General features: G+C 65.3%; 14 protein-coding genes. 7 read left to right on the top strand and 7 right to left on the bottom strand.

The genetic code is table 11. The annotated features are described in order from the left end of the window. The 5 genes from ARADN35_RS0109915 to ARADN35_RS0109895 form a co-directional block, all read right to left on the bottom strand. Window positions 1–945 (bottom strand): ABC transporter ATP-binding protein, encoded by a 945-nt coding sequence (locus ARADN35_RS0109915; RefSeq protein ID WP_010461612.1) that lies wholly within the window; start codon window positions 943–945, stop codon window positions 1–3. Next, entirely contained in the window at window positions 920–2,206 is a 1,287-nt protein-coding gene (locus ARADN35_RS0109910) for a nitrous oxide reductase family maturation protein NosD (protein ID WP_010461610.1), read from the bottom strand. Before ARADN35_RS0109910 ends, ARADN35_RS0109915 begins: the two co-directional genes overlap by 26 nt. Continuing rightward, a complete protein-coding gene (locus ARADN35_RS0109905) occupies window positions 2,206–4,827 on the bottom strand; it encodes a NosR/NirI family protein (protein ID WP_010461608.1) in 2,622 nt (873 codons plus the stop codon). Before ARADN35_RS0109905 ends, ARADN35_RS0109910 begins: the two co-directional genes overlap by 1 nt. A 206-nt stretch (window positions 4,828–5,033) precedes the next feature. After that, on the bottom strand, window positions 5,034–6,959 hold the full coding sequence (gene nosZ / locus ARADN35_RS0109900) for a TAT-dependent nitrous-oxide reductase (RefSeq protein ID WP_010461606.1): 1,926 nt from the start codon (window positions 6,957–6,959) through the stop codon (window positions 5,034–5,036). Between the two features lie 21 nt (window positions 6,960–6,980). Beyond that, window positions 6,981–7,343 carry a DUF2946 family protein gene (locus ARADN35_RS0109895; RefSeq protein WP_010461604.1) on the bottom strand — a complete coding sequence of 121 codons (363 nt, stop codon included), beginning with the start codon at window positions 7,341–7,343 and terminating at the stop codon, window positions 6,981–6,983. Window positions 7,344–7,582: 239 nt separating this feature from the next. On the opposite strand from ARADN35_RS0109895, the gene ARADN35_RS0109890 reads away from it, so the two are divergent. Next, window positions 7,583–7,993: a c-type cytochrome gene (locus ARADN35_RS0109890; protein ID WP_029413842.1), complete on the top strand. Its 411-nt coding sequence runs from the start codon at window positions 7,583–7,585 to the stop codon at window positions 7,991–7,993. 11 nt (window positions 7,994–8,004) lie between these two features. Beyond that, a complete protein-coding gene (locus tag ARADN35_RS0109885) occupies window positions 8,005–9,051 on the top strand; it encodes an FAD:protein FMN transferase (protein ID WP_035197094.1) in 1,047 nt (348 codons plus the stop codon). 12 nt (window positions 9,052–9,063) lie between these two features. Here the strand turns inward: ARADN35_RS0109885 and ARADN35_RS0109880 are convergent, their stop codons facing one another. Next, window positions 9,064–9,906 carry a symmetrical bis(5'-nucleosyl)-tetraphosphatase gene (locus ARADN35_RS0109880; protein WP_010461598.1) on the bottom strand — a complete coding sequence of 281 codons (843 nt, stop codon included), beginning with the start codon at window positions 9,904–9,906 and terminating at the stop codon, window positions 9,064–9,066. A 21-nt stretch (window positions 9,907–9,927) separates the two neighbouring features. On the opposite strand from ARADN35_RS0109880, the gene ARADN35_RS0109875 reads away from it, so the two are divergent. Beyond that, the gene (locus ARADN35_RS0109875) at window positions 9,928–11,232 is read left to right on the top strand and encodes a hemolysin family protein (protein WP_010461596.1); all 1,305 of its coding nucleotides are present in this window, start codon (window positions 9,928–9,930) and stop codon (window positions 11,230–11,232) included. 169 nt (window positions 11,233–11,401) lie between these two features. Further along, a complete protein-coding gene (locus ARADN35_RS0109870) occupies window positions 11,402–11,704 on the top strand; it encodes an H-NS histone family protein (RefSeq protein WP_010461589.1) in 303 nt (100 codons plus the stop codon). A gap of 279 nt (window positions 11,705–11,983) precedes the next feature. Here ARADN35_RS0109870 and ARADN35_RS0109865 read toward each other — a convergent pair whose 3' ends face one another. Continuing rightward, complete coding sequence (locus ARADN35_RS0109865; protein ID WP_010461587.1) at window positions 11,984–12,865, bottom strand: helix-turn-helix domain-containing protein; 882 nt, start codon at window positions 12,863–12,865, stop codon at window positions 11,984–11,986. Between the two features lie 114 nt (window positions 12,866–12,979). On the opposite strand from ARADN35_RS0109865, the gene ARADN35_RS0109860 reads away from it, so the two are divergent. From ARADN35_RS0109860 to ARADN35_RS26160, 3 genes are all read left to right on the top strand, one after another. Further along, complete coding sequence (locus ARADN35_RS0109860; RefSeq protein WP_010461585.1) at window positions 12,980–13,387, top strand: hypothetical protein; 408 nt, start codon at window positions 12,980–12,982, stop codon at window positions 13,385–13,387. A 215-nt stretch (window positions 13,388–13,602) separates the two neighbouring features. Further along, window positions 13,603–16,542 (top strand): aconitate hydratase, encoded by a 2,940-nt coding sequence (locus tag ARADN35_RS0109855; RefSeq protein WP_010461583.1) that lies wholly within the window; start codon window positions 13,603–13,605, stop codon window positions 16,540–16,542. A gap of 281 nt (window positions 16,543–16,823) precedes the next feature. Next, on the top strand, window positions 16,824–19,559 hold a 2,736-nt coding region (locus ARADN35_RS26160), incomplete at its 3' end, for a diguanylate cyclase domain-containing protein (RefSeq protein WP_050812491.1).

The following is a 19,559-nucleotide window of genomic DNA, read 5'->3' as shown; positions in this document are numbered from 1 at the left end:
CTAGCCCTTGCGCAGGTCGAAGTACACATCCTCAAGCGAGGGTTCCTGGATCTGCAGGTCCTGCAGCGCGGTGCCCAGCGGTGCCAGCGCACCCAGCACGGCCATCTTGCTGCCGCGCGGGCAGTCCACATGCAGGCCTTCCGGCGTTTCCGTCCCGGTGACGCCGGGCACTGCAGAGAGCAGCCCCAGCGCGGCAGGCCGGTCGGCCGCAGCCAGCGTGAGGTGGATGGTCAGCGGCATGTGCGCCTGCTCGCGCAGTGCCTGCACGCTGCCCAGGGCCTGCAGCTTGCCGGAGGCCAGGATGGCCAAGCGGTCCACGCGCTCCTGCAGTTCGGCCAGGATGTGCGAGGTGATGACGATGGTCACGCCACCCGCTTGCAGCTCGCGCAGCGTGGCGTAGAAGTCGCGGATGGCCTGCGGGTCCAGGCCGTTGGTGGGCTCGTCGAGCAGCAGCACCTGGGGCTCGCCCAGCAGGGCCTGTGCAAACCCCAGGCGCTGGCGCATGCCCTTGGAGTATTCGCGCACGGCGCGGTTGCCCGCGTGGGCCAGGCCGACGCGTTCCAGCAGCGCGGGGCATTGCGTGAGGGGCGCACCCTTGAGGCGGGCGAAGAAACGCAGTGTCTCCAGCCCGTTCAGGTTGTCGTAGAGCACCACGTTCTCGGGCAGGTAGCCCAGGTGGCGGCGGGCGGCACGAAAGTCGCGGCCCTGCACCGTGGCGCCGCCCACCCGGATCTCGCCCGAGGTGGCGGGCGTGAGGCCCAGGATCATCTTGAACAGCGTGCTCTTGCCCGCGCCGTTGTGGCCGATGAGGCCAAAGATCTCGCCGCGCGCGATGCGCAGGTCGATGCCGTCCACGGCGTGCAGTGCGCCGTAGTGCTTGTGCGCGCCCCGCACCTCGATGGCGGGGGGCTCGCTCAGGTCAATGGGGGGAGGGTTGCGTGTCACGCTGAAAATTCCGTTGGGGTTGGTTCGGTTGCATGCGGGGCTTGGGGTCCACCACGGTGGGCACGCGCAGCACCGGAAATTGCTGGCCCACCAGGCGCAGTGCCTGCACGGCGGGGCTGGCCAGCAGCAGCTTGATGGCGGGGTGGCGCCAGGTCAGGCGGTCCACCATGTCGTTGGCTTCGTAGGGCACATCGCCTACGCCGTTGCCGTCGCGGTCCCAGCCCAGGTAGTTGCTCCAGTGGTTGCCGCCTTCGGTGCCCCAGCGCTCGTCGCGGGTGCCCACATAGCGCACCTGCTCGCGGTTGCCGATGAAGTCGTTGCCTTCAACCTTGTTGCGGGTGGAGCCTGCGGACAGGTGCACGCCCACGGTGTTGCGTGTGACGAGGTTGCCGCGCAGGGTGACGTACTCCACGTCGTAGATGAAGAAGCCCCGGTTGTTCTCGGCCACCACGTTGTTCTCGATCACCGAGTCCTGCATGGTGCGCAGCATGATGCCGTGGTCGCTGTTGCCCCACGCGCGGTTGTTGCGCACCACCTGGTCGCGCACTTCCATCAGCGCCAGGCCGCCCCGGTTGTAGTAGGTGTCGTTGTCTTCCCACAGGTTGTAGTAGGAGTTCATGTAGTGCGTGCCGTAGCGGCTGTGGTGCAGTCGGTTGCCCCGGAACACGGCGTGGTGCGATACATCCACATACAGCGCGTCGCGCACAAAGCTGATGTGATTGCCCTCGATGCGCGCGCCCGTGGTGTTGTACAGCTGCACCCCGTTGCCACGCTGCGACGAGCCCACGTCGCGCAGGCCGGTGATGGTGTTGTGCAGCACCTGCACGTCGTTGGCCTTCTCGATCCACAGGCCGAACAGGTTGTAGGTGAGGTCGTTGTGGCGGACCACGGCGCGGTGCGCGCCAGGGAAGATGTAGATGCCCGCGTTCTGGTCCTTGAGGCTGGTGCCCGAGTCGCGCACGATCAGGCCTTCGATCACCACGTCGGGCGCGGTGACTCGGATGGTGTCGCCCGCCTGGCCGCCGCTGAGCGTGGGGCGGTCGATGCCGCGCAGGGTCAGGGCCTTGTCGATGCGCAGGTTCACGCGGTAGGCGCCACGCAGCACCTCCACCGTGTCGCCCGGTTTGGCGGCCTGGATGGCAGCTTGCAGGTCTTGCCCGGGGCGCACCTGCACGGTGGCAGCGTGGGCGGGCAGGGCCAGCAGGCACGCAGCCAGCGCCACGAATGCGGTGAATGCGGTGGCAGCAAGGGGGGGCTTCATCACGCCAATCCCACCACGGCCTTGATGGCCAGGAAGAGTGCTGCGCCGATCAGCAGGTTCTTGAAGCCCACGTAGCTCAGCATGTCCATCATGCCCGCCCGGCGGTACTGGTCGCGCCACCAGGGGCCGTCCTTCACATAGCGCTTGCCCGACAGGCGGATCAGCACCTCGTACACGCTCCAGCCAAACCACCAGCCGATGATGGCGCCCGAAGACAATGTGCCCAGGGCTGTCATCACCCAGGCCACGCTGGCGGCCACGGCGAGCGAGAAGCCCGCGATCTGCAGCGCGCGCCGCGACGCCCAGCCTTCGCGGCTCCAGGGCCACAGGTGGTCCACCAGCTCCAGCCAGATCCAGCGCAGGCCTTGGCTTCCAGCCTTGTGGGCGGGGTGTGCAGGCGTTGTGGGCATGCGTGGGTCGGGCCCCTTGGCGGCCTTGGCCGAGATCTGGTCCTGCACCGTGGCAGGGTGGATCGGGATGAAATAGCCGTTCTTGCCGATGGGCGTGATTTCCAGACCATCTTTCTCGCGGCGCTTGCGTTCCTTGGCCAGGGGCGGGCAGCCCTTGGTGTCGGTGTAGAGAATCATGCAGTCCAGGCAGTGCAGGCATTCGCGGTGGTCGATGCGGCCATCGGCGTCAATTGCCTGTGCACCGCAGCCCACGGCGCAGGCCTTGCAGCTGTTGCAGTCCTGCTTGCGCTTGAGGCCAAACCAGCGGAACGTGCTGGGCATGGCCAGCGAGGCGCCCAGTGGGCAGATGTATTTGCAATAGGGCCGCTCAATGAAGATCGAAACGCCCAGGATGGCCGCCACAAACAGGCTGTAGGGCCAGGCGCGGTTCAGCACACCGACGAGAAAGGTGGTCTTGAACGGCTCCACCTCGGCCAGCTTCTCAGCCAGTCCCATCGAGAACATCGAAACCACCAGCAACCCGAAGAACACCGCGTACTTGATCCACTTGAGCCGGTCGTGCCACTTTTGCGGCAGCTGGGTCTGAAAGCGTTTGAGGCCCAGGGCGCGTGCGATCTTGTAGATGCCCTCCTGCAGCGAGCCGAACGGGCACATCCAGCCGCAGAACAGCCCGCGCCCGAACAGGAACACGGTGACGATGATGAAGATCCAGAACAGGAAGATGAACGGGTCGGACAGGAACAGCGACCAGGTCCACTGGAACAGCAGCGAATGGAACCAGGTCAGCACCTGCGTGATGGAGGGCTGCGCCATGGCGCCAAAGCCGATCCAGCCAATGCTGAGGGCCCAGAAGCTGTACTTGAAGGCGTTGACGGGCCACTTGTTCTTGTGGGTGGACAGGCGGGTGAGCTTCTCGCGCAGGGCGTACACCACGCTCACGGCGACCAGCAGCACGGCGAACAGTGCAATCTCCAGCGCGCGCGACTTCCACACGCGCACCCAGGGGGCGTCGGGCTCGTTGATGGTGGGGCGCCCGCCTTGCAGCATGGCGGCGGGCAGCCAGTAGGGCGTGTCAAAGCTGGTGAAGCTGCGCGTGCCCGTGGCCCGGTCCACGCGGTTGCCCAGAAAGCTCAGCTTCCACGGATAGGCCGCCGAGAACGCACTCGAGCGGATGATGAAGATGACCGACTCGTTGTAGCTGGGTGCGCCTGCGGCCTCGATGCCGTACAGGTTGAGCGCGTCCAGGTCGCGGAAGGTGAACGAATCCGCGCCTTGGCGCACCTGCACGCGGTCGTAGATGCCGCCGCGCACGAAGCCCGAGCCCTTGAACGATTCCTTGCCGCCGGTGCGGACGATGAAGAAGGCGTGTTCGCCCTCCTTGAGCTGCAGGCGCAGGTTGTTCCAGCCGTTCTCGCCCAGCAGGCTCTTGCCAATGTCGGGGTGGTTCAGGTCGCCAAACCACAGCTCGATGAACGGGTCGGGGCCTTTGTCCAGGCCCACCTGTTCGGGCAGCACCCGCAGGCGCTGTACGGTGCCTTGTTGCACCAGCTCAGCCCAGGTCAGGCGTTTGCCGGTTTCGGCATAGCGTGCGGGCTCGCGCACCGTGGGCGCGAGGATGCCCACCTGCCGCGCCACGGCCGAGCCCGAGGCCATCATGACCTGGTTCTGCGCGATGACGGTGACGGTGGCGCCCGAGATGGCGTCGAGGCCCAGCACGTTCTCATCGGGGCGCGACTGGCCCACCTCGATCTTGTCGGCCACCGACTTGCCCAGGTACTGGGCGTTGAATTTCAGCAGCGCGGATTCGGGAATGCCCAGCAGCAGGATGGGCTCGGAATGCTTGAGCACCTTCACGCCCACGAAGCGGCCTTGTGTGTCCATGCCGATCAGCGTGACCACGGGCTTGCCCGAGTAGGCAGGGGTGTCCGTGATGTCGGTGGAGAGCATCACGTAGCCCAGCAGCTTCTTTTGCGCGCTGTCGTTGTCGTAAGCCTCTACGTAGGGCGGCTGGCCCTTGCGTTCAGAGAAATGGCTGGCGCCGGGAAACACGTCCTTGCACGGCACCAGCGCGCACATGTCGCGCGCGGTAGAGAGTTCCGCAGGCAGTTCGGCCTCGTAGGCGCCTGCCGCAGCATGCGCGCGCGGCGCCAGCCAAAGTGCTGCCAACAAGACCAGAAGAAGCGTGGCGAACTGCCGACGGAGGGAAATCATGGGACTATCTTTTTGATAGCTGCTAGCGCTTATTCATCAAGCGCTAGCGGCCAATATGATGCGAAGTGGAGCGCAGTCGTCGCAACTGGCGCGCCCCAGGCCAGGGATGCAGAGCAAGGGCCGCCCCGCAGCGAGTGCATCGTCCCCCTTCCCGGCGAAGCCGAGAGAAGGGGGAAGGCGCGCAGCGCCTCAGGGGGATCGCCCTATCACCCCTCCACGATCATCCGAGTGCGCATTTCCAAATGCAGCGCATGGCAGAAGTGCGTGCAGTAGCACCAGAACACACCGGGCTTGTCGGCCACGAAGCTCACCGACTTGGTCTCCAGCGGGTTCACGATGAAGTTCACGTTGTAATTCGGGATCGCGAAGCCGTGCGTCAGGTCTTCGATCTTGTCCAGGTTGGTCAGGATCAGCGTGACCTCATCGCCCTTCTTGAGCTTGAACTCGCGCAGGCTGAAGGCCGGGGCTTGCGAGGTCATCTTCACCGTGACCTTCTTGCCGCTGCGGAACACGCCGGACTCCTTGGGGTCCTTGACCGCCAGCGGGAACTCGTCGAGCGTGTAGACCTGCTTGGGGCGCACCAGGTCGCGCTTGAAGATGATGAAGTCATGGGGCTCGCCGCGCACGGGGTGATCGGCCATCAGCACCATCTTTTCGCCAGAGATATCGATGAGCTGTTCGTTCTCGGGGTGCAGCGGGCCCACGGGCAGGAAACGGTCCTTGGAGAACTTGCAGCCCACGGCCAGGAACTTGCCGTCGGCGGCCTTGGTCTCGGACTGCGAGGCGTTCAAGTGGCCCGGCTGGTATTGCACATCGAGGCGGTCCACCACGTACTTGGCGGTCTTGTCGCCCGCGTGGAACTTGATGGCGGCCTCCACGTTCCACTTCACGACCTGGCTGTCCAGGAAGAGGGTGGTGTAGGCGTTGCCACGGCCGTCAAACGCGGTGTGCAGCGGGCCCAGGCCCAGCTCCACCTCAGCCACGATGGCGGAGTCCAGCTTTTCGAGCTTGCCCTCGAAATAGTCCAGCACCTTGGCCAGCTCGATCACGGTGCCGGTGGGCGACAGCTTGCCGGCGCAGATGAAGTACTTGCCATCGGGGCTGGCGTTCACGCCGTGCGGGTTCTTGGGCACCGACACATAGGCGGTGAGGGCCGTCTTGGGGTCCTTGTTGGCTTCGTGCGTGCCGTCCACCACGGGCACCTTGCTGGTGCCGATGGTCTTGAACTTGCCAGCCTTCACGGCGGCCTCGATGCGGCCCACGTTGAAGAACAGGCAGGCATCGCGTTCGGCGGACATCATGTCCTCGTACTTCGCGCCCATCTCCACGTTGTACTGGTTGGTGGCGGCCAGCTTGCCGTCGTACGACGTGGCGACCAGGTCGCAGTTGCCGTCGATCAGCACCTGCCAGCGCACTTCCATCGTTTCTGCATCGACGCAGCTGAACATGGAGCGGTATTTGCCCGAGTCTTCCGTGCCTGTATTGGGCAGGGGAATGGCGAATTCGCCGCCGCAGAACACGCGCGTGGTGTAGTTGATGGCGGGGTCCACCGGGTCGGCCTTGTCCGGGAAGATGCCGTGGAAGCCCTGCACGTTGGGCAGTTCGGTGATCTTGTCGCAGATGAAATAGTCGAGGCGGATGCGCGCGATGCGGCTGTTGATCTTGTCGTTGATCCAGGCGTAGCGGCCGTCGTAGTTGCCGTCCTTGTACGAGGCATGGGTGTGGTGGGTGTCGGCCACCGTGTACTTCAGGCTGCCATCGGGCTTGGTGCCCATGATGGCCTTGGATTCGTTGGTGATGCCCCAGCCCACCAGTGCGTCGGGCACAAAGCAGGGGATGCGTGTGATCTCGCGGCCCGACGGCAGGCCCAGCACGCGCATGTCGCCCGTGTGGCCACCGCTCCAGAGGCCGTAGTAGGTGTCCAGCTCGCCGGGCTTGAGGTGCGGGTTGGCGCCCGTGGCGGAATGGCCGGCCGCAGGGGCTGCCGGTGCCGGGGCCGCTGGTGTGGCGGCGCTGGGCTTTTCGTTGCAGGCGGCGACGCCTGCGGTCAGCCCGACCAGGGCGGCCGTGTTGATGAAACTGCGTCGGCCCAGGCCAGCAGTGGGAAGGGAACTGTCTTTTCTCTCGGTCATGGTTTTCCTCTTTGGGATCGCTCAGTTGAAAAGGGGTGGTGCGCGTGCAGGGGGGCTGAGCGCCACCTCTGTGCGTGCGGAAAGTGGTGTGTGAAAACGGGGCTGGAAGGTGGGGGCTGCGGCAGTGGTGGTTGCTGCGAGCGGGGGGGGGGGTGGCGTGTCGGCTGCCAGGCACAAAGGGCAATCGAGGCCGATGGCATCTGCCGCCACCAGGCCTTCGGCGGTCTTCACCACCAGCCGGACACCACCGGTGCCAGAGCCAGAGCAGACCAGCTCCATGCCCCGTGGCGCTACCAGCGGCGAAGCCACCGCTGCACCCAGCGCCATCACAAACCACGCCAGCACCCAAAGGCGCAGTGTTCGCAGGGTGTGATGGCTTTGCATGGCATGGATAATAGATTCACGTAATATGAATCAATTTGATCTGGATCATGCTTTGGAGGGGCCCGCATCTGCCCAAAAGTGCCTCTTGCACCTACAGTCAATGCACCGGTCTGAAGCAGTGCCTGTGCAGTGCCCCTAGGGTTTCTCCAGGCCAGGTCCTGGACGCATTTCTCCGTATTTCGCGCGCAGTCGCAGGCCCTCTCAGATATTTGTTAATCCCCAAGAACAGGATGTATGCGATGCAAAAGAAAACCGTGATGGTCGCCGTAGCGATCTTGGCCGCACTGCTGGCCGGTTGTGGCGACAAGAAGTCGGAGCCCACGCCGGCTGCTGCACCCGCTGCGGTGACAGCCCCAGCGCCCGCAACGGCCCCCGCCGCTCCGGCTGCCGCAGAAAATGAACTGGGCAAGAGCGTCTTTGGCAAGACCTGCGCCATGTGCCATGCCGCTGGCGTGGCCGGTGCCCCCAAGCCGGGCGACAAGGCCGATTGGGGCCCACGCATCGCCCAGGGCAAGGACACGATGTACAAGCACGCGATCGAGGGCTTTACCGGGGCCAAGGGCATGATGCCCGCCAAGGGGGGCTCTGCCAACCTGACCGACGCCGAGGTCAAGGCTGCCGTGGATTACATGGCCGACAAGTCGCTCTGAGCGGAGGCGCCATGCAGCAAGCTTCTCTGCCCCCCCACGGTCTGTCGCGCCGTCGCATGGTGATGGCGTTGCCCTTGCTGGGTGGTGCGGTCTGGGGTGTTGGCGCGTCAGCGGGCGCTCGGGTGGTGTCTGAACGCAGCTCGCGTCCCCTGATGGGCACGCAGGTGGATATGGCGGTGGAGGGCGTTGATGGCCCGCAGCTGCGCCGCGCCATGGACCGGGCCTATGCAGAGATGCAGAGGCTGGAGGCGCTCATGAGCCGCTACCAGCCACGCAGCGTGGTCAGTCGCATCAACCTGGCTGCGGGCGTGACGCCAGTGATGGTTCCGGCCGAGGTCATGGCGGTGCTGCAGAGCGCGCAGCGTGTGTCGGCAACAAGCCGTGGGGCCTTTGATGTGACCGTGGGGGCTTTCAAGTCCTGGAACTTTGGCCCTGGCGAAAAGGTGGTGCCCGGCGCCAGCGAGATCGCGCGGCAACTGCCGCTGGTGGATACGCGCGGCCTGGTGCTGGATGTGGCAGCAGGCACTGCCTTCCTGGCCCGCCAGGGTATGGCGCTGGACCTGGGCGGCATCGCCAAACTACCGATCCTGGAAGCCGGCATGAACATGTTGCGCTCCGAGGGTGTCGAGAACGCCATGATCAACGGCGGTGGCGATGTGCTGACCCAAGGGCTGTGGCAGGGCCGACCCTGGCGTGTGGGGCTTCGCGACCCGCGGTCTCCCGAGCGTCTGCTGGGTGTGGTGGCCGTGGCGGGCACCGGTGTGGTGGCTTCGTCGGGCGACTATGAGCGTTATTTCTTCCACGAAGGTCAGCGCCAGCACCATGTGCTCAATCCGCGCACCGGGCGCCCGGCATCGGGCGTGCATGGCGTGAGCCTGGTGGCGCGGGATGTCGCGGCCGTCAACGGCCTGGGCGCCGCGCTGATGGTGCAGGGCCCGCGGGCGGGCAGGGCCATGGCGCAGCGCATGCCGGGGCTGGCCGTGCTGATCGCCGGGCAGGACGGCGGCATCTGGCAGTCTGCGGCCATGTCGGCCCTGCTGGAGCCTGTGCCGTCTTGAGTCTGCTGCGGTTCAGCCCGGGGCCTGGGCCTGCTCGCAGTGCACCTGCAGCAGCTCCCGTTCCGCAAGCGTCGCGCCAAAGCGCACGGCGCTCAGGCAGCCGCCCCACACGCAGCCCGTGTCCAGCCCCAGCAGATCGCTGCGGTTGAGCCAGCCCAGCGTGGACCAGTGACCGAAGGCCATCAACGTGCCGGCTGTGCTCCGCCCCGGCACGTCGAACCAGGGCAGGAGGCCCGGTGGCGCGGCGCTGGCGCTTTCGGTGCTTTCAAAATCCATCACGCCGTCGGCCGAACAAAAGCGCAGCCGGGTGAGCGCGTTCACGATCACCCGCAGGCGATCCGCGCCGGTCAGGTCGTCGCTCCAGTGGTCGGGAGTGTTGCCGTACATCGCGTGCAGAAAACCGGGCAGGCCGGGGCCGCGCAATACCGCGTGCACTTCATCTGCATACGCGAGGGTATCTGCGGCAGACCAGGCGGGTAGCACTCCCGCATGCACCATGAGCAGCGTCTGCCCGGCATGCTTGTGGGCGCGGGCCAGGGTCTGTTGGCACACCCAGTCAAGCAGCGCAGCGCGGTCAGGGGCATCCAGCACCGTGCCCAGCGTGTCGCGCCGCGAGGGCTTGCGCGCACCGTGTGCGGCGGCCAGCAGGTGCAGGTCGTGGTTGCCCAGCAGGCATCGGATGGTGTCGCCATGGCGCATGCAGCGGCGCAGCACGGCGGCCGAGTCGGGGCCCCGGTTCACGAGGTCGCCCAGCAGGTAGACCGTGTCGCGGCTGGCAGAAAAGCCGATGGTGTCCAGCAGGCGGCCCAGTGCGGCGTCGCAGCCCTGGATGTCGCCGATACAGTAAAGTGCCATGGTGATCTTATTGAGTGAAGCATGGATTTTCTGCTGATCGCGCTGCTGACCCTGCTCAACGGCGTGTTTGCAATGTCCGAGCTTGCCCTGGCGTCGAGCCGCAAGTCGCGCCTGGTCACCATGGCCGAGACAGGGGACAAAGGGGCGCAGGCTTCTCTGGCGCTGCTCGACAACCCCACGCAGTTCCTCTCCTCCGTGCAGGTGGGCATCACGTCCATCGGTATGCTCAACGGCATCATCGGCGAGGCCGCGTTCAGCGATGACCTGGGTTTCTGGCTGCAGCTGATGGGCATGCCGGACCGCGCCGCCAGCATCACGGCGACGGCGCTGGTGGTCACCCTCATCACCTTTGTCACCATCGTGTTTGGCGAACTGGTGCCCAAGCGCATTGGCCAGCTCTATCCCGAGCCCGTGGCCCGATTGGTGGCGCGCCCCATGACGTGGGTGGCCAGGGTGGCAAGGCCGTTCGTGCGCTTGCTCTCGCTCTCGACCCAGGGCGTACTCACCCTGCTGCGGGTGGACAACCAGGCGGGGCGTTCGGTGACGGAAGAGGAGATCGTGGCCAGCCTGGAAGAAGGGCGCGATGCGGGGGTGATAGAACACCATGAGCACCAGATGGTGAAAAACGTGTTCCGCCTGGATGACCGGCCCCTGACCTCGCTCATGGTGCCGCGCACCGACGTTCGCTGGCTGGATGCCAGTCTTTCGGTGGCCGAGGGGCTGCGCAATGCGGGCAGTGGCGGGGTGCACGGGGCGCATTCCTGGTACCCCGTGTGCCGCGGGTCGCTGGATGATGTGGTGGGCCTCCTCAGCGTGGCGCGCTTGCTGGAACTGGGCGCCGAGGCAGAAGGCACCCTGGACCAGCATGCGCAGGCAGCCGCGTTCCTGCCTGAGACCCTCAGTGGCATGGAGCTGCTGGAGCAGTTTCGGGCGCGCTCCGGGCGCATGGTGTTTGTGGTGGATGAATATGGCGTGGTGCAGGGCATCATGACCCCGCGCGATTTACTGGAAGCCATTACCGGTGAATTGCAGCCCGGGGCCGACGCCGACGCCTGGGCCTTGCAGCGTGACGACGGGGGTTGGCTGCTGGACGGCCTGATGCCGGTGACGGAACTCAAGGCGCGCCTGGATATTCGCGATTTACCCGGCGAGGACCGGGGCCGCTATAACACGCTGGCGGGCCTTTTGATGGCTGAAACGGGGCATTTGCCCGAAGTGGGCGAGCGCATTGGGTGCGCGGATTGGATATTTGAAGTGCTGGCACTGGACGGCAAGCGCATCGACAAGGTATTGGCCCAGCCAGAAGGCGGAACCCCTGCTGCCTGAAGCAAGCATCAATACCCGGGTACCCAGCCAGACAGAAACCCTGCATCAATATGGTGCCTTGGGGTTAATGCAAAGAATTTTGAATGAAATTCTGAAAGCGCTTGCACAAAAACGGCACATTATTCTTATAATTAGCCTGTCTTTCACCCTTATCTAAAATCCAGACACCATGACCAGCTACAAAGAACTGTTGAAGCAGCGCGAAGCCCTTGAGCAACAAATCAGCGAAGCCCGGCGCCGGGAACTGTCGGACGCTGTGTCGCAGGTCCGTTCACTGGTGGCCGAATATGGTCTGACCGCCCAGGACGTGTTCCCTGCTGGTAAGGCGGCTGGCAAGACGGGGCGCAGTTCCACCGCGGGCACCAAGGTGGCTCCCAAGTACCGCAATCCCGCCACTGGTGAAACCTGGACGGGCCGTGGCAAGGCGCCGAAGTGGATTCAAAACGAAAACCGCGAAAAGTTTGTGATTTAAGCGCTTTCGCCCCGTACCCTCAAAAAACCCGCTTCTGCGGGTTTTTTATTGCCTGGCTATTGGGGCAAGGCGCGACGAAAAGATAGAAAGCCGAACGGCCTCATTTGCTGCACAGGTTGCATGCAGGGGGGCGACGAGGGCCTGCGCGGTGGGTTCATGTGCAGTCTCGGGATTTATCGGTACTGCAGGGCGCTTCAAGGAATCCGTTGTCCGGCATGTGCAACCCTTGGTTTTGCGCGGCGGGCAATGAATGCACTTCGACGGCGCATGGGATTGTGCTCAGCCTTCTGCACTCTGAGTGTTTTCGTGGGCGATCTTGCGCAATACCTGCGCCGTGAAATCATCGGCCGGAAAGAATGACTCCACGGCCAGTTCCTGCAGGGTCACATCCACCGGCGTTCCGAATATCGTGGTGGTGCTGATGAGCGAGAGCATTCCGTGCACGCTCTCAAAGCAGAACGGCATTACCACACCCAGCATTTCACCCGCCAATACCAGGGCATCGGATTCAGCCGGGGCGGGGTATTGCTGCAGTTCCGCCTGCAGTGCGATCAGTGCGGGGTCGGCCGTGGCCTGTATCTGCTGGCGCAGGCGTTCAAACAGGTGCGCCCGCCACTGCGCCAGATTGGCGATGCGTGGCGCCAGCCCCTGGGGGTGCAGGCTCAGCCGGAACACGTTGACGGGGGGCGCCAGCAGTTCTGGACTGACGTGGGCAGACAGCAGGGCCAGCGCGGCGCGGTTGGTGGCCACCACGTTCCAGCAGCGGTCGAGGGCAATGGCGGGGCAGGGTTCGTGGCCCTTGAGCACCAGTTCCACCGCCTGGCGCGCCGCGGCCAGCGCAGGGTCGTCCAGCGCGCGTTCGCGGTACATGGGGGCGTAGCCGGCGGCCACCAGCAGGGCGTTGCGCTCGCGCAGCGGGATGGCCAGGCGTTCGCACAGGCGCAGCACCATGTCGCGGCTGGGGTTGGTGCGGCCGGTTTCCATGAAGCTCACATGGCGCGTGGAGATGTCCGCCTCGTCGGCCAGCTCCAGCTGGCTCAGGTGCCGCTGCTGGCGCCAGGTGCGCAGGTGGTCGCCAAACGAGGTGGGCCCCGCCGGTGCCACGCGGTGCGGCAAGGGATGGCGCGGGGAGCGGTGCGATGAAGGGGCGGTGGAGGTCATGGCTGCCATCCTAGGCGCAAACTGCGCACGGGCCATTACCTGGCAGGTCATCGACGCGGTGCGCCAGGGCGGGAACGATGGAGCCTTCTTTCTTCCTCAACCAAGGAGCTTTCCATGTTCAAGCTGATGTCCTCCCCCCGATTCCTGCGTGCCGTGGTCTGGTTCGATGCCTCCACGGGGGTTCTGCTCGGCGCCCTGCACCTGCTGCTGACAGCGCCCCTGGCCGAGTGGCTGGGCCTGCCGCCCGGGCTGCTGCAGGTGACGGGCGCCATGCTGCTGGGCTACGCCGCCTTGGCCATTGCGATTGCGCGGTCCGAGCCCATGCCCCGAGGCTGGCTGTGGGTGCTGATCGTGGGCAACTTTGCCTGGGCGCTGGCCAGCCTGGCGCTGCTGCTGGGCTCCACGCTCACGCCCACCTTGCTGGGCCAGGCCTATCTGTTGGTGCATGTGGTGTCGGTGGCCATGCTGGCAGAACTGCAGTGGATGGGGGTGCGCCGCCTGCCAACGTGGGCTGCGGCTTGAGGGGCATCGATTATTTGCTCCTGAAAATATAGCTTAATACGCTTGTCCATCAAGCGCCAGGGGCATTTTTGATGCAGATATCGGACACGAGCGGCGTGGATCGGACACCCCGACCACGCCGCAGGGGCCTGGGGGCAGGGCTCGCATAGCCCCACGATTGCACCGTCATGCAGGACTGCCAGAATAGGCCTTGTCGCCTTTCACAGGAGTTCGCCATGGCCGTATCACGCAAGTTGTCGCCCAAGCCCGCCCGCCACGCGTTTGCCAACACCCTCAAGAGTTTCAAGACAGCGTCTGGCAAAGAAGGCCAGTTCTACTCGCTGCCCGCGTTGGCCAAACAGTTCCCCCAGATCCGCCGCTTGCCCGTATCGATCCGCATCGTGCTCGAATCGGTGCTGCGCAATTGCGATGGCCGCAAGGTGACGGCCGAGCATGTCAAGGAGTTGGCCCATTGGGCGCCCAATGCAGACCGCAAGGACGAGATCCCGTTCGTGGTCTCGCGCGTGGTGCTGCAAGACTTTACCGGCGTGCCGCTGCTGGCCGACCTGGCCGCCATGCGCAGCGTGGCCGTGAAGCTGGGCAAGAACCCCAAGAAGATCGAGCCGCTGGTGCCCGTAGACCTGGTGGTGGACCACTCGATCATGGTCGACCACTACGGCAAGAAGAATTCGCTCGACCTGAACATGAAGCTTGAATTCCAGCGCAACCGCGAGCGCTACGAGTTCATGAAGTGGGGCATGCAGGCCTTTGACACCTTTGGCGTGGTGCCACCGGGCTTCGGCATCGTGCACCAGGTCAACCTCGAATACCTAGCGCGTGGGGTGCACAAGCGCAAGGACAACGTCTACTACCCCGACACCCTGGTGGGCACCGACAGCCACACCACCATGATCAACGGCATCGGCGTGGTGGGCTGGGGCGTGGGCGGCATCGAGGCCGAGGCCGCCATGCTGGGCCAGCCTGTGTACTTCCTCACCCCCGATGTGGTGGGCTTTGAGATGACCGGCCAGCTGCGCGAAGGCGTGACGGCCACCGACCTGGTGCTCACCGTGACCGAGCTGCTGCGCCAGCACAAGGTGGTGGGCAAGTTCGTCGAGTTTTTTGGTGAGGGCACCCGCACCCTGGCGCTGCCCGACCGGGCCACCATTGGCAACATGGCGCCCGAGTACGGCGCCACCATGGGATTCTTCCCGGTGGACGAGAAGACCATCGACTACTTCCAGGGCACGGGCCGCACCAAGGGCGAGATCGAAGCGTTTGAGGCCTACTTCAAGGCCCAAGGCCTGTTCGGTGTGCCGCTGGCGGGCGAGGTGGACTATTCGCAGGTCGTCAAACTCGACCTCGGCAGCGTCTCCCCCAGCCTGGCAGGCCCCAAGCGCCCGCAGGACCGCATCGAGCTGGGCAAGGTCAGCAGCCAGTTTGCCGACCTGTTCAGCAAGCCCAATGCACAAAATGGATTCAACCGCCCGGCCGAACTGCTGCACACCCGCCACCATATTCACCGGGGCCAGGACGTGGTGCAGCGCGCAGCGCCCAAGGACAAGCCCGCTCCTGCCGGTGCGCCGCGCTCCCTGGCCGAGATGGAGAGCAACAAGCCCGCTTTGGCCACAGCCCACGCCGACGCCACGGCCGTCATGCCCACCAAAGGTGCCGACCCCACGGTGGGCAACGGTGACGTGCTGATTGCCGCCATCACCAGCTGCACCAACACCAGCAACCCCAGCGTGCTGCTGGCTGCCGGCCTGCTGGCCAAGAAGGCGGTGGAGGCCGGGCTCAAGGTGCAGCCGCACATCAAGACATCGCTCGCGCCCGGCTCGCGCATCGTCACCGAATACCTCACGCAGACGGGCCTGCTGCCCTACCTGGAAAAGCTGGGCTTTGCACTGGCGGGCTACGGCTGCACCACCTGCATCGGCAATGCGGGCGACCTCACGCCCGAGCTGAACGAGGCCATCACCAGCAACGACCTGATCTGCGCGGCCGTGCTGTCGGGCAACCGCAATTTCGAGGCGCGCATCCACCCCAACCTCAAGGCCAACTTCCTGGCCAGCCCGCCGCTGGTGGTGGCCTATGCCATCGCGGGCACGGTGCTCAAGGACCTGATGACCGAGCCGGTCGGCAAGGGCAAGGGCGGCAAGGACATCTACCTGGGCGACATCTGGCCCACCAGCGACGAAGTCCACGCCCTGCTCAAGTTCGCCATGAACGGCAAGGCCTTCCGCGAAAACTACGCCAAGGTTGCCACCGACCCCGGCAAGCTGTGGGAGAAGATTTTGGGCGTGAGCGGCACCGCCTACACCTGGCCCGCCAGCACCTACATTGCCGAGCCACCGTTTTTTGCCCAGTTTGCTCTTGAAAAAGGAGCTGCTAGCGCAGACCCATCAAGCGCTGGAGGCCAAAATGGTACCCAACTCCCATCGGTGATCGGCGCGCGCATCATGGCGCTGTTTGGTGACTCCATCACCACCGACCACATCTCGCCCGCAGGCTCCATCAAGGAAAGCTCGCCCGCCGGCCAGTGGCTGCGGCAGCATGGCGTGATGAAGGCCGACTTCAACAGCTACGGCGCGCGCCGGGGCAACCACGACGTGATGGTGCGCGGCACCTTTGCCAACGTTCGCATCAAGAACCTCATGATCCCGCCCACGGCCGATGGCTCGCGCGAAGAGGGGGGGGTGACCGTGTTCCAGAACGAAGGCGCGCTGCAGGGCGAGAAGATGTTCATCTTCGATGCCGCCATGCAGTACATGGCGCAAAAAACGCCCACGGTGATCTTTGCGGGTGAGGAATACGGCACCGGCTCCAGCCGCGACTGGGCCGCCAAGGGCACGCAGCTCTTGGGCATCAAGGCCGTGGTGGCGCGCAGCTTTGAGCGCATCCACCGCTCCAACCTGGTGGGCATGGGTGTGCTGCCGCTGCAGTTCAAGGCGGGCGAATCGTGGGAGACATTGGGCCTCACGGGCAACGAGGTGATCGATGTGGTGCCCGACCCGGCGCTCACACCACAAAGCGATGCGCAACTCGTCATCCGCCGCGCGGACGGCTCGCGCCAGGAAGTCACCGTCACACTGCGCATCGACACGCCGATTGAGGTGGACTACTACCAGGCGGGTGGCATCCTGCCGTTTGTGCTGCGCCAGTTGTTGCAGGGCTGAGGGTGCCCCCGCCCGCGGTGCACAGGCAGGGCACCGCCATCGTCGGCAACGGGGCTTCGGCCCCGTTTTGCATGGGGCTGCCAGCACAGGTGCCGGGCACGAATGTAAAAAAGTGGGCAGAAAGGCTTGGCATGCCGAAACAATGGGCAGGCAAAGGCGGGCCGAGACCCGGTCCGCGTGCCATACACGTGCGCCTTACTCGTCGATACACTTGTGACGCTATGTAGAACTCGGTAGAAATAGTCCCCACCCGCTTGCGCCGTCCATTGTTCTTTGAGTCCATGCCGCCCCTGCCTTCTCCCCACCGCTCCCCGCCTGCGCGTTCGTCGCTGGCGGATGCGCCCGCCGTCACGGTGGTGCTGGTGGTGGCTGCGTTGGCGCTGGTCATCGTGCCACTGGCCCAGATGCTGGGGGAAGGGGCAGGTTCCCAGCACGGACTGGAGCCCTTCATGGAGCTGGTGGCGGTGCTGCTGGGGTTGCTGGTGGTGTCGGTGTCCCTGCACACGCTCGAAATGTCCGAGCAGGCGCGGGCTAACGTGCTGGTGGCGGGTTTTGGTGTGGCTGCGGCGTTCAATTTCCTGCACGGCATGCTGGCGCATTCCACACCGGTGCACCTGCCCCCGGGCACGGCCAACATCTCGCTGTGGCTCAGCAGCTGGGCGCGCGTGGCCGAAGTCGTGACCTTGTTGCTCACGGCCGCGAAGCTGATGATGCCAGGCCCGGCCAAGGTTTGGCTGGCGGCGTCTGGTGCGCTGGCGCTGCTGCTGGTGGGCTCGGCCATGGGGCCCTTGCCTGGCTGGTTTGCCACGGCGGCTGGCGGCGCGTTGCGGCAGTACCTGGCCTTCGTGTTGGTGGTGGCGCTGGGCGTCGCCGCTGTCTGGCTCTACCGCAGCCCGGGTCGGCGCGAGCGGCTGTTTGCCTGGGCGGCGGGGGCCTTCCTGGGGGGCGAGTTGACGGTGGGCCTGCTGGGTGGGCATTCGCCTGTGGGCGGGCCTTTGGCACACGCGCTGCGGGTGGTGGCGTATGCGCTGCTGTATCAGGCGGTGTTCAATGCGGGCATCCGCATGCCGTTCGCCCGCGTGCAGGAGGCCGAACGTCGCTTGCGCGAGAGTGAAGGGCGCCTGTCGATGCTGGGGCGCAACCTGCCCTACAGCGTGTTGTTCCAGGTGGTGCGGGAGCTGGATGGTCGCTCGCATTTCGTGCACATGGGTGATGCCATCGAGCGGCTCAACGGGGTGACGGTGCAAGAAGTCATGGACGACTTCCGGGTGTTGTATCGCCAGGTGCTGGCCGAAGACATCGATCGGCTGCGCGAGGCCGAGCGGCAATCCTATCTGACCATGACCAGCCTGGAGGCCGTTTTCCGCGTGCGCCGTACCGATGGCCAGGTGCGCTGGATGCACCTGAGTTCGTCGCCCCGCCTGCTGGAAGATGGGCGCGTGCTGTGGGATGGCGTGCAGACCGACATCACCGCCCACCGCCTGGCCGAAGAAGCGGCCCACGCCCACGAAGCCCTGATGGCCAATATGCTGAGGCAGGTGCCCGGCGGGGTCGCGCGCCTGGACCGCGATCTGCGGGTGCTGTATGTCAATGAACAGCAGGCCCGCTGGCTGCACCGCGAACCTGCGCAGTTGCAGGGGCAGCTGCTTCGGGAGGTGCTGGCGCCCGAAGTGATGCTGCGGATGCAGCCCCACTTCGACAAGGCGTTCGCGGGCGAGAAAGCCGTGTTTGAAAACCGCATCGATGGACCCGATGGCGCCCAATACCGCCACACCACCATTGCACCCGAATCCGTGACGGACCAGGGCGTGCCTGCGGTGGTGCTGTTCGCCTATGACCTCACCGACCTCAAGCGCATCGAGCAGGAACTGGCCCACCAGAAGGCGCACCTTGCACGCGTGGTCAATGCCATGCCCGACATGGTGTTCCTCAAGGATGCCGAGGGTGTCTACCTGTCTGTGAACCCCGTGTTTGAGCGTTTTGCAGGCCGGCCGGAGCGGCAGATTGTGGGCTGCAACGATTTTGATCTGGTCGCACCGTCTGAGGCCGAACGCTTTCGCAAATACGATCAACGCGCCATGCAGGCTTGGCAGCCCCTGGTATACGAGGAGGCGCTCACTTTTGCCGAAGACGGCTACCAGGGCCAGTTCGAAACCATCAAGACCCCCATCCGCGACCTGCATGGCCGCGTGACAGGTGTGCTGGGCGTGTGCCGCGACATCACGGACCGAAAGCGAGCAGAACAAGAGATCGAACGCCTGGCCTTCTTTGACGCCTTGACGGGCCTGCCCAACCGCCGCCTGCTGCTCGATCGCCTGCAGCGCTCCATCGCCGCCTGCCAGCGCACCAGAAACCTCGGCGCCCTGCTGTTCATCGACCTCGATAACTTCAAGGACCTCAACGACACCCTGGGCCACGACATGGGCGACCAGCTCCTGGCCCAGGTCGCCACCCGTCTGGTGGGCAGCGTGCGCGAAGCCGACACCGTCGCCCGCTTTGGCGGCGACGAATTCGTCGTCATGCTTGAAGCCCTGGCCCCCGACCTGCAAGACGCCGCCACCCAGGCAGAAACCGTCGCAGAAAAACTCCTGGCCAGCCTGAACCAGCCCTTCGACCTGGACGGCGCCCAACACTACAGCACCCCCAGCATCGGCATCACCCTCTTTGGCGACGAACGCCTGACGGTGGACGAACTCCTCAAACGCGCCGACCTGGCCATGTACCAGGCCAAAGCCGCAGGCCGCAACACCCAGCGCTTCTTCGACCCCAACATGCAGGCCGCCGTCAACGCCCGCTCCAACCTGGAAGCCGACCTGCGCCAGGGCCTGGCCCGGGGTGAACTGCTCGTGCACTACCAGCCCGTCGTGGACCACCAGTCCCAGCTCATGGGGGCAGAAGCCCTGGTGCGCTGGCGCCACCCCCAGCGCGGCATGATCAGCCCCGGCGACTTCATCCCCCTGGCCGAACAGACCGGCCTCATCCTCCCTTTAGGCCAATACGTGCTGCAGACCGCCTGC

Source organism: Acidovorax radicis N35, from assembly GCF_000204195.1.
GTDB classification, from domain to species: domain Bacteria; phylum Pseudomonadota; class Gammaproteobacteria; order Burkholderiales; family Burkholderiaceae_C; genus Acidovorax; species Acidovorax radicis.
The sequence above is the reverse complement of the archived record's forward strand: the minus strand, read 5'-3'. Positions and strand labels throughout refer to the sequence as shown.

Bases quoted from the DNA above. Each gene is read 5' to 3' on its own strand.
- ARADN35_RS0109910 (WP_010461610.1), bottom strand. From the start codon at position 2,206: ATGAAGCCCCCCCTTGCTGCCACCGCATTCACCGCATTCGTGGCGCTG.
- ARADN35_RS0109905 (WP_010461608.1), bottom strand. From the start codon at position 4,827: ATGATTTCCCTCCGTCGGCAGTTCGCCACGCTTCTTCTGGTCTTGTTG.
- nosZ (WP_010461606.1), bottom strand. From the start codon at position 6,959: ATGACCGAGAGAAAAGACAGTTCCCTTCCCACTGCTGGCCTGGGCCGA.
- ARADN35_RS0109895 (WP_010461604.1), bottom strand. From the start codon at position 7,343: ATGCAAAGCCATCACACCCTGCGAACACTGCGCCTTTGGGTGCTGGCG.
- ARADN35_RS0109890 (WP_029413842.1), top strand. From the start codon at position 7,583: ATGCAAAAGAAAACCGTGATGGTCGCCGTAGCGATCTTGGCCGCACTG.
- ARADN35_RS0109885 (WP_035197094.1), top strand. From the start codon at position 8,005: ATGCAGCAAGCTTCTCTGCCCCCCCACGGTCTGTCGCGCCGTCGCATG.
- ARADN35_RS0109880 (WP_010461598.1), bottom strand. From the start codon at position 9,906: ATGGCACTTTACTGTATCGGCGACATCCAGGGCTGCGACGCCGCACTG.
- ARADN35_RS0109875 (WP_010461596.1), top strand. From the start codon at position 9,928: ATGGATTTTCTGCTGATCGCGCTGCTGACCCTGCTCAACGGCGTGTTT.
- ARADN35_RS0109870 (WP_010461589.1), top strand. From the start codon at position 11,402: ATGACCAGCTACAAAGAACTGTTGAAGCAGCGCGAAGCCCTTGAGCAA.
- ARADN35_RS0109865 (WP_010461587.1), bottom strand. From the start codon at position 12,865: ATGACCTCCACCGCCCCTTCATCGCACCGCTCCCCGCGCCATCCCTTG.
- ARADN35_RS0109860 (WP_010461585.1), top strand. From the start codon at position 12,980: ATGTTCAAGCTGATGTCCTCCCCCCGATTCCTGCGTGCCGTGGTCTGG.
- ARADN35_RS0109855 (WP_010461583.1), top strand. From the start codon at position 13,603: ATGGCCGTATCACGCAAGTTGTCGCCCAAGCCCGCCCGCCACGCGTTT.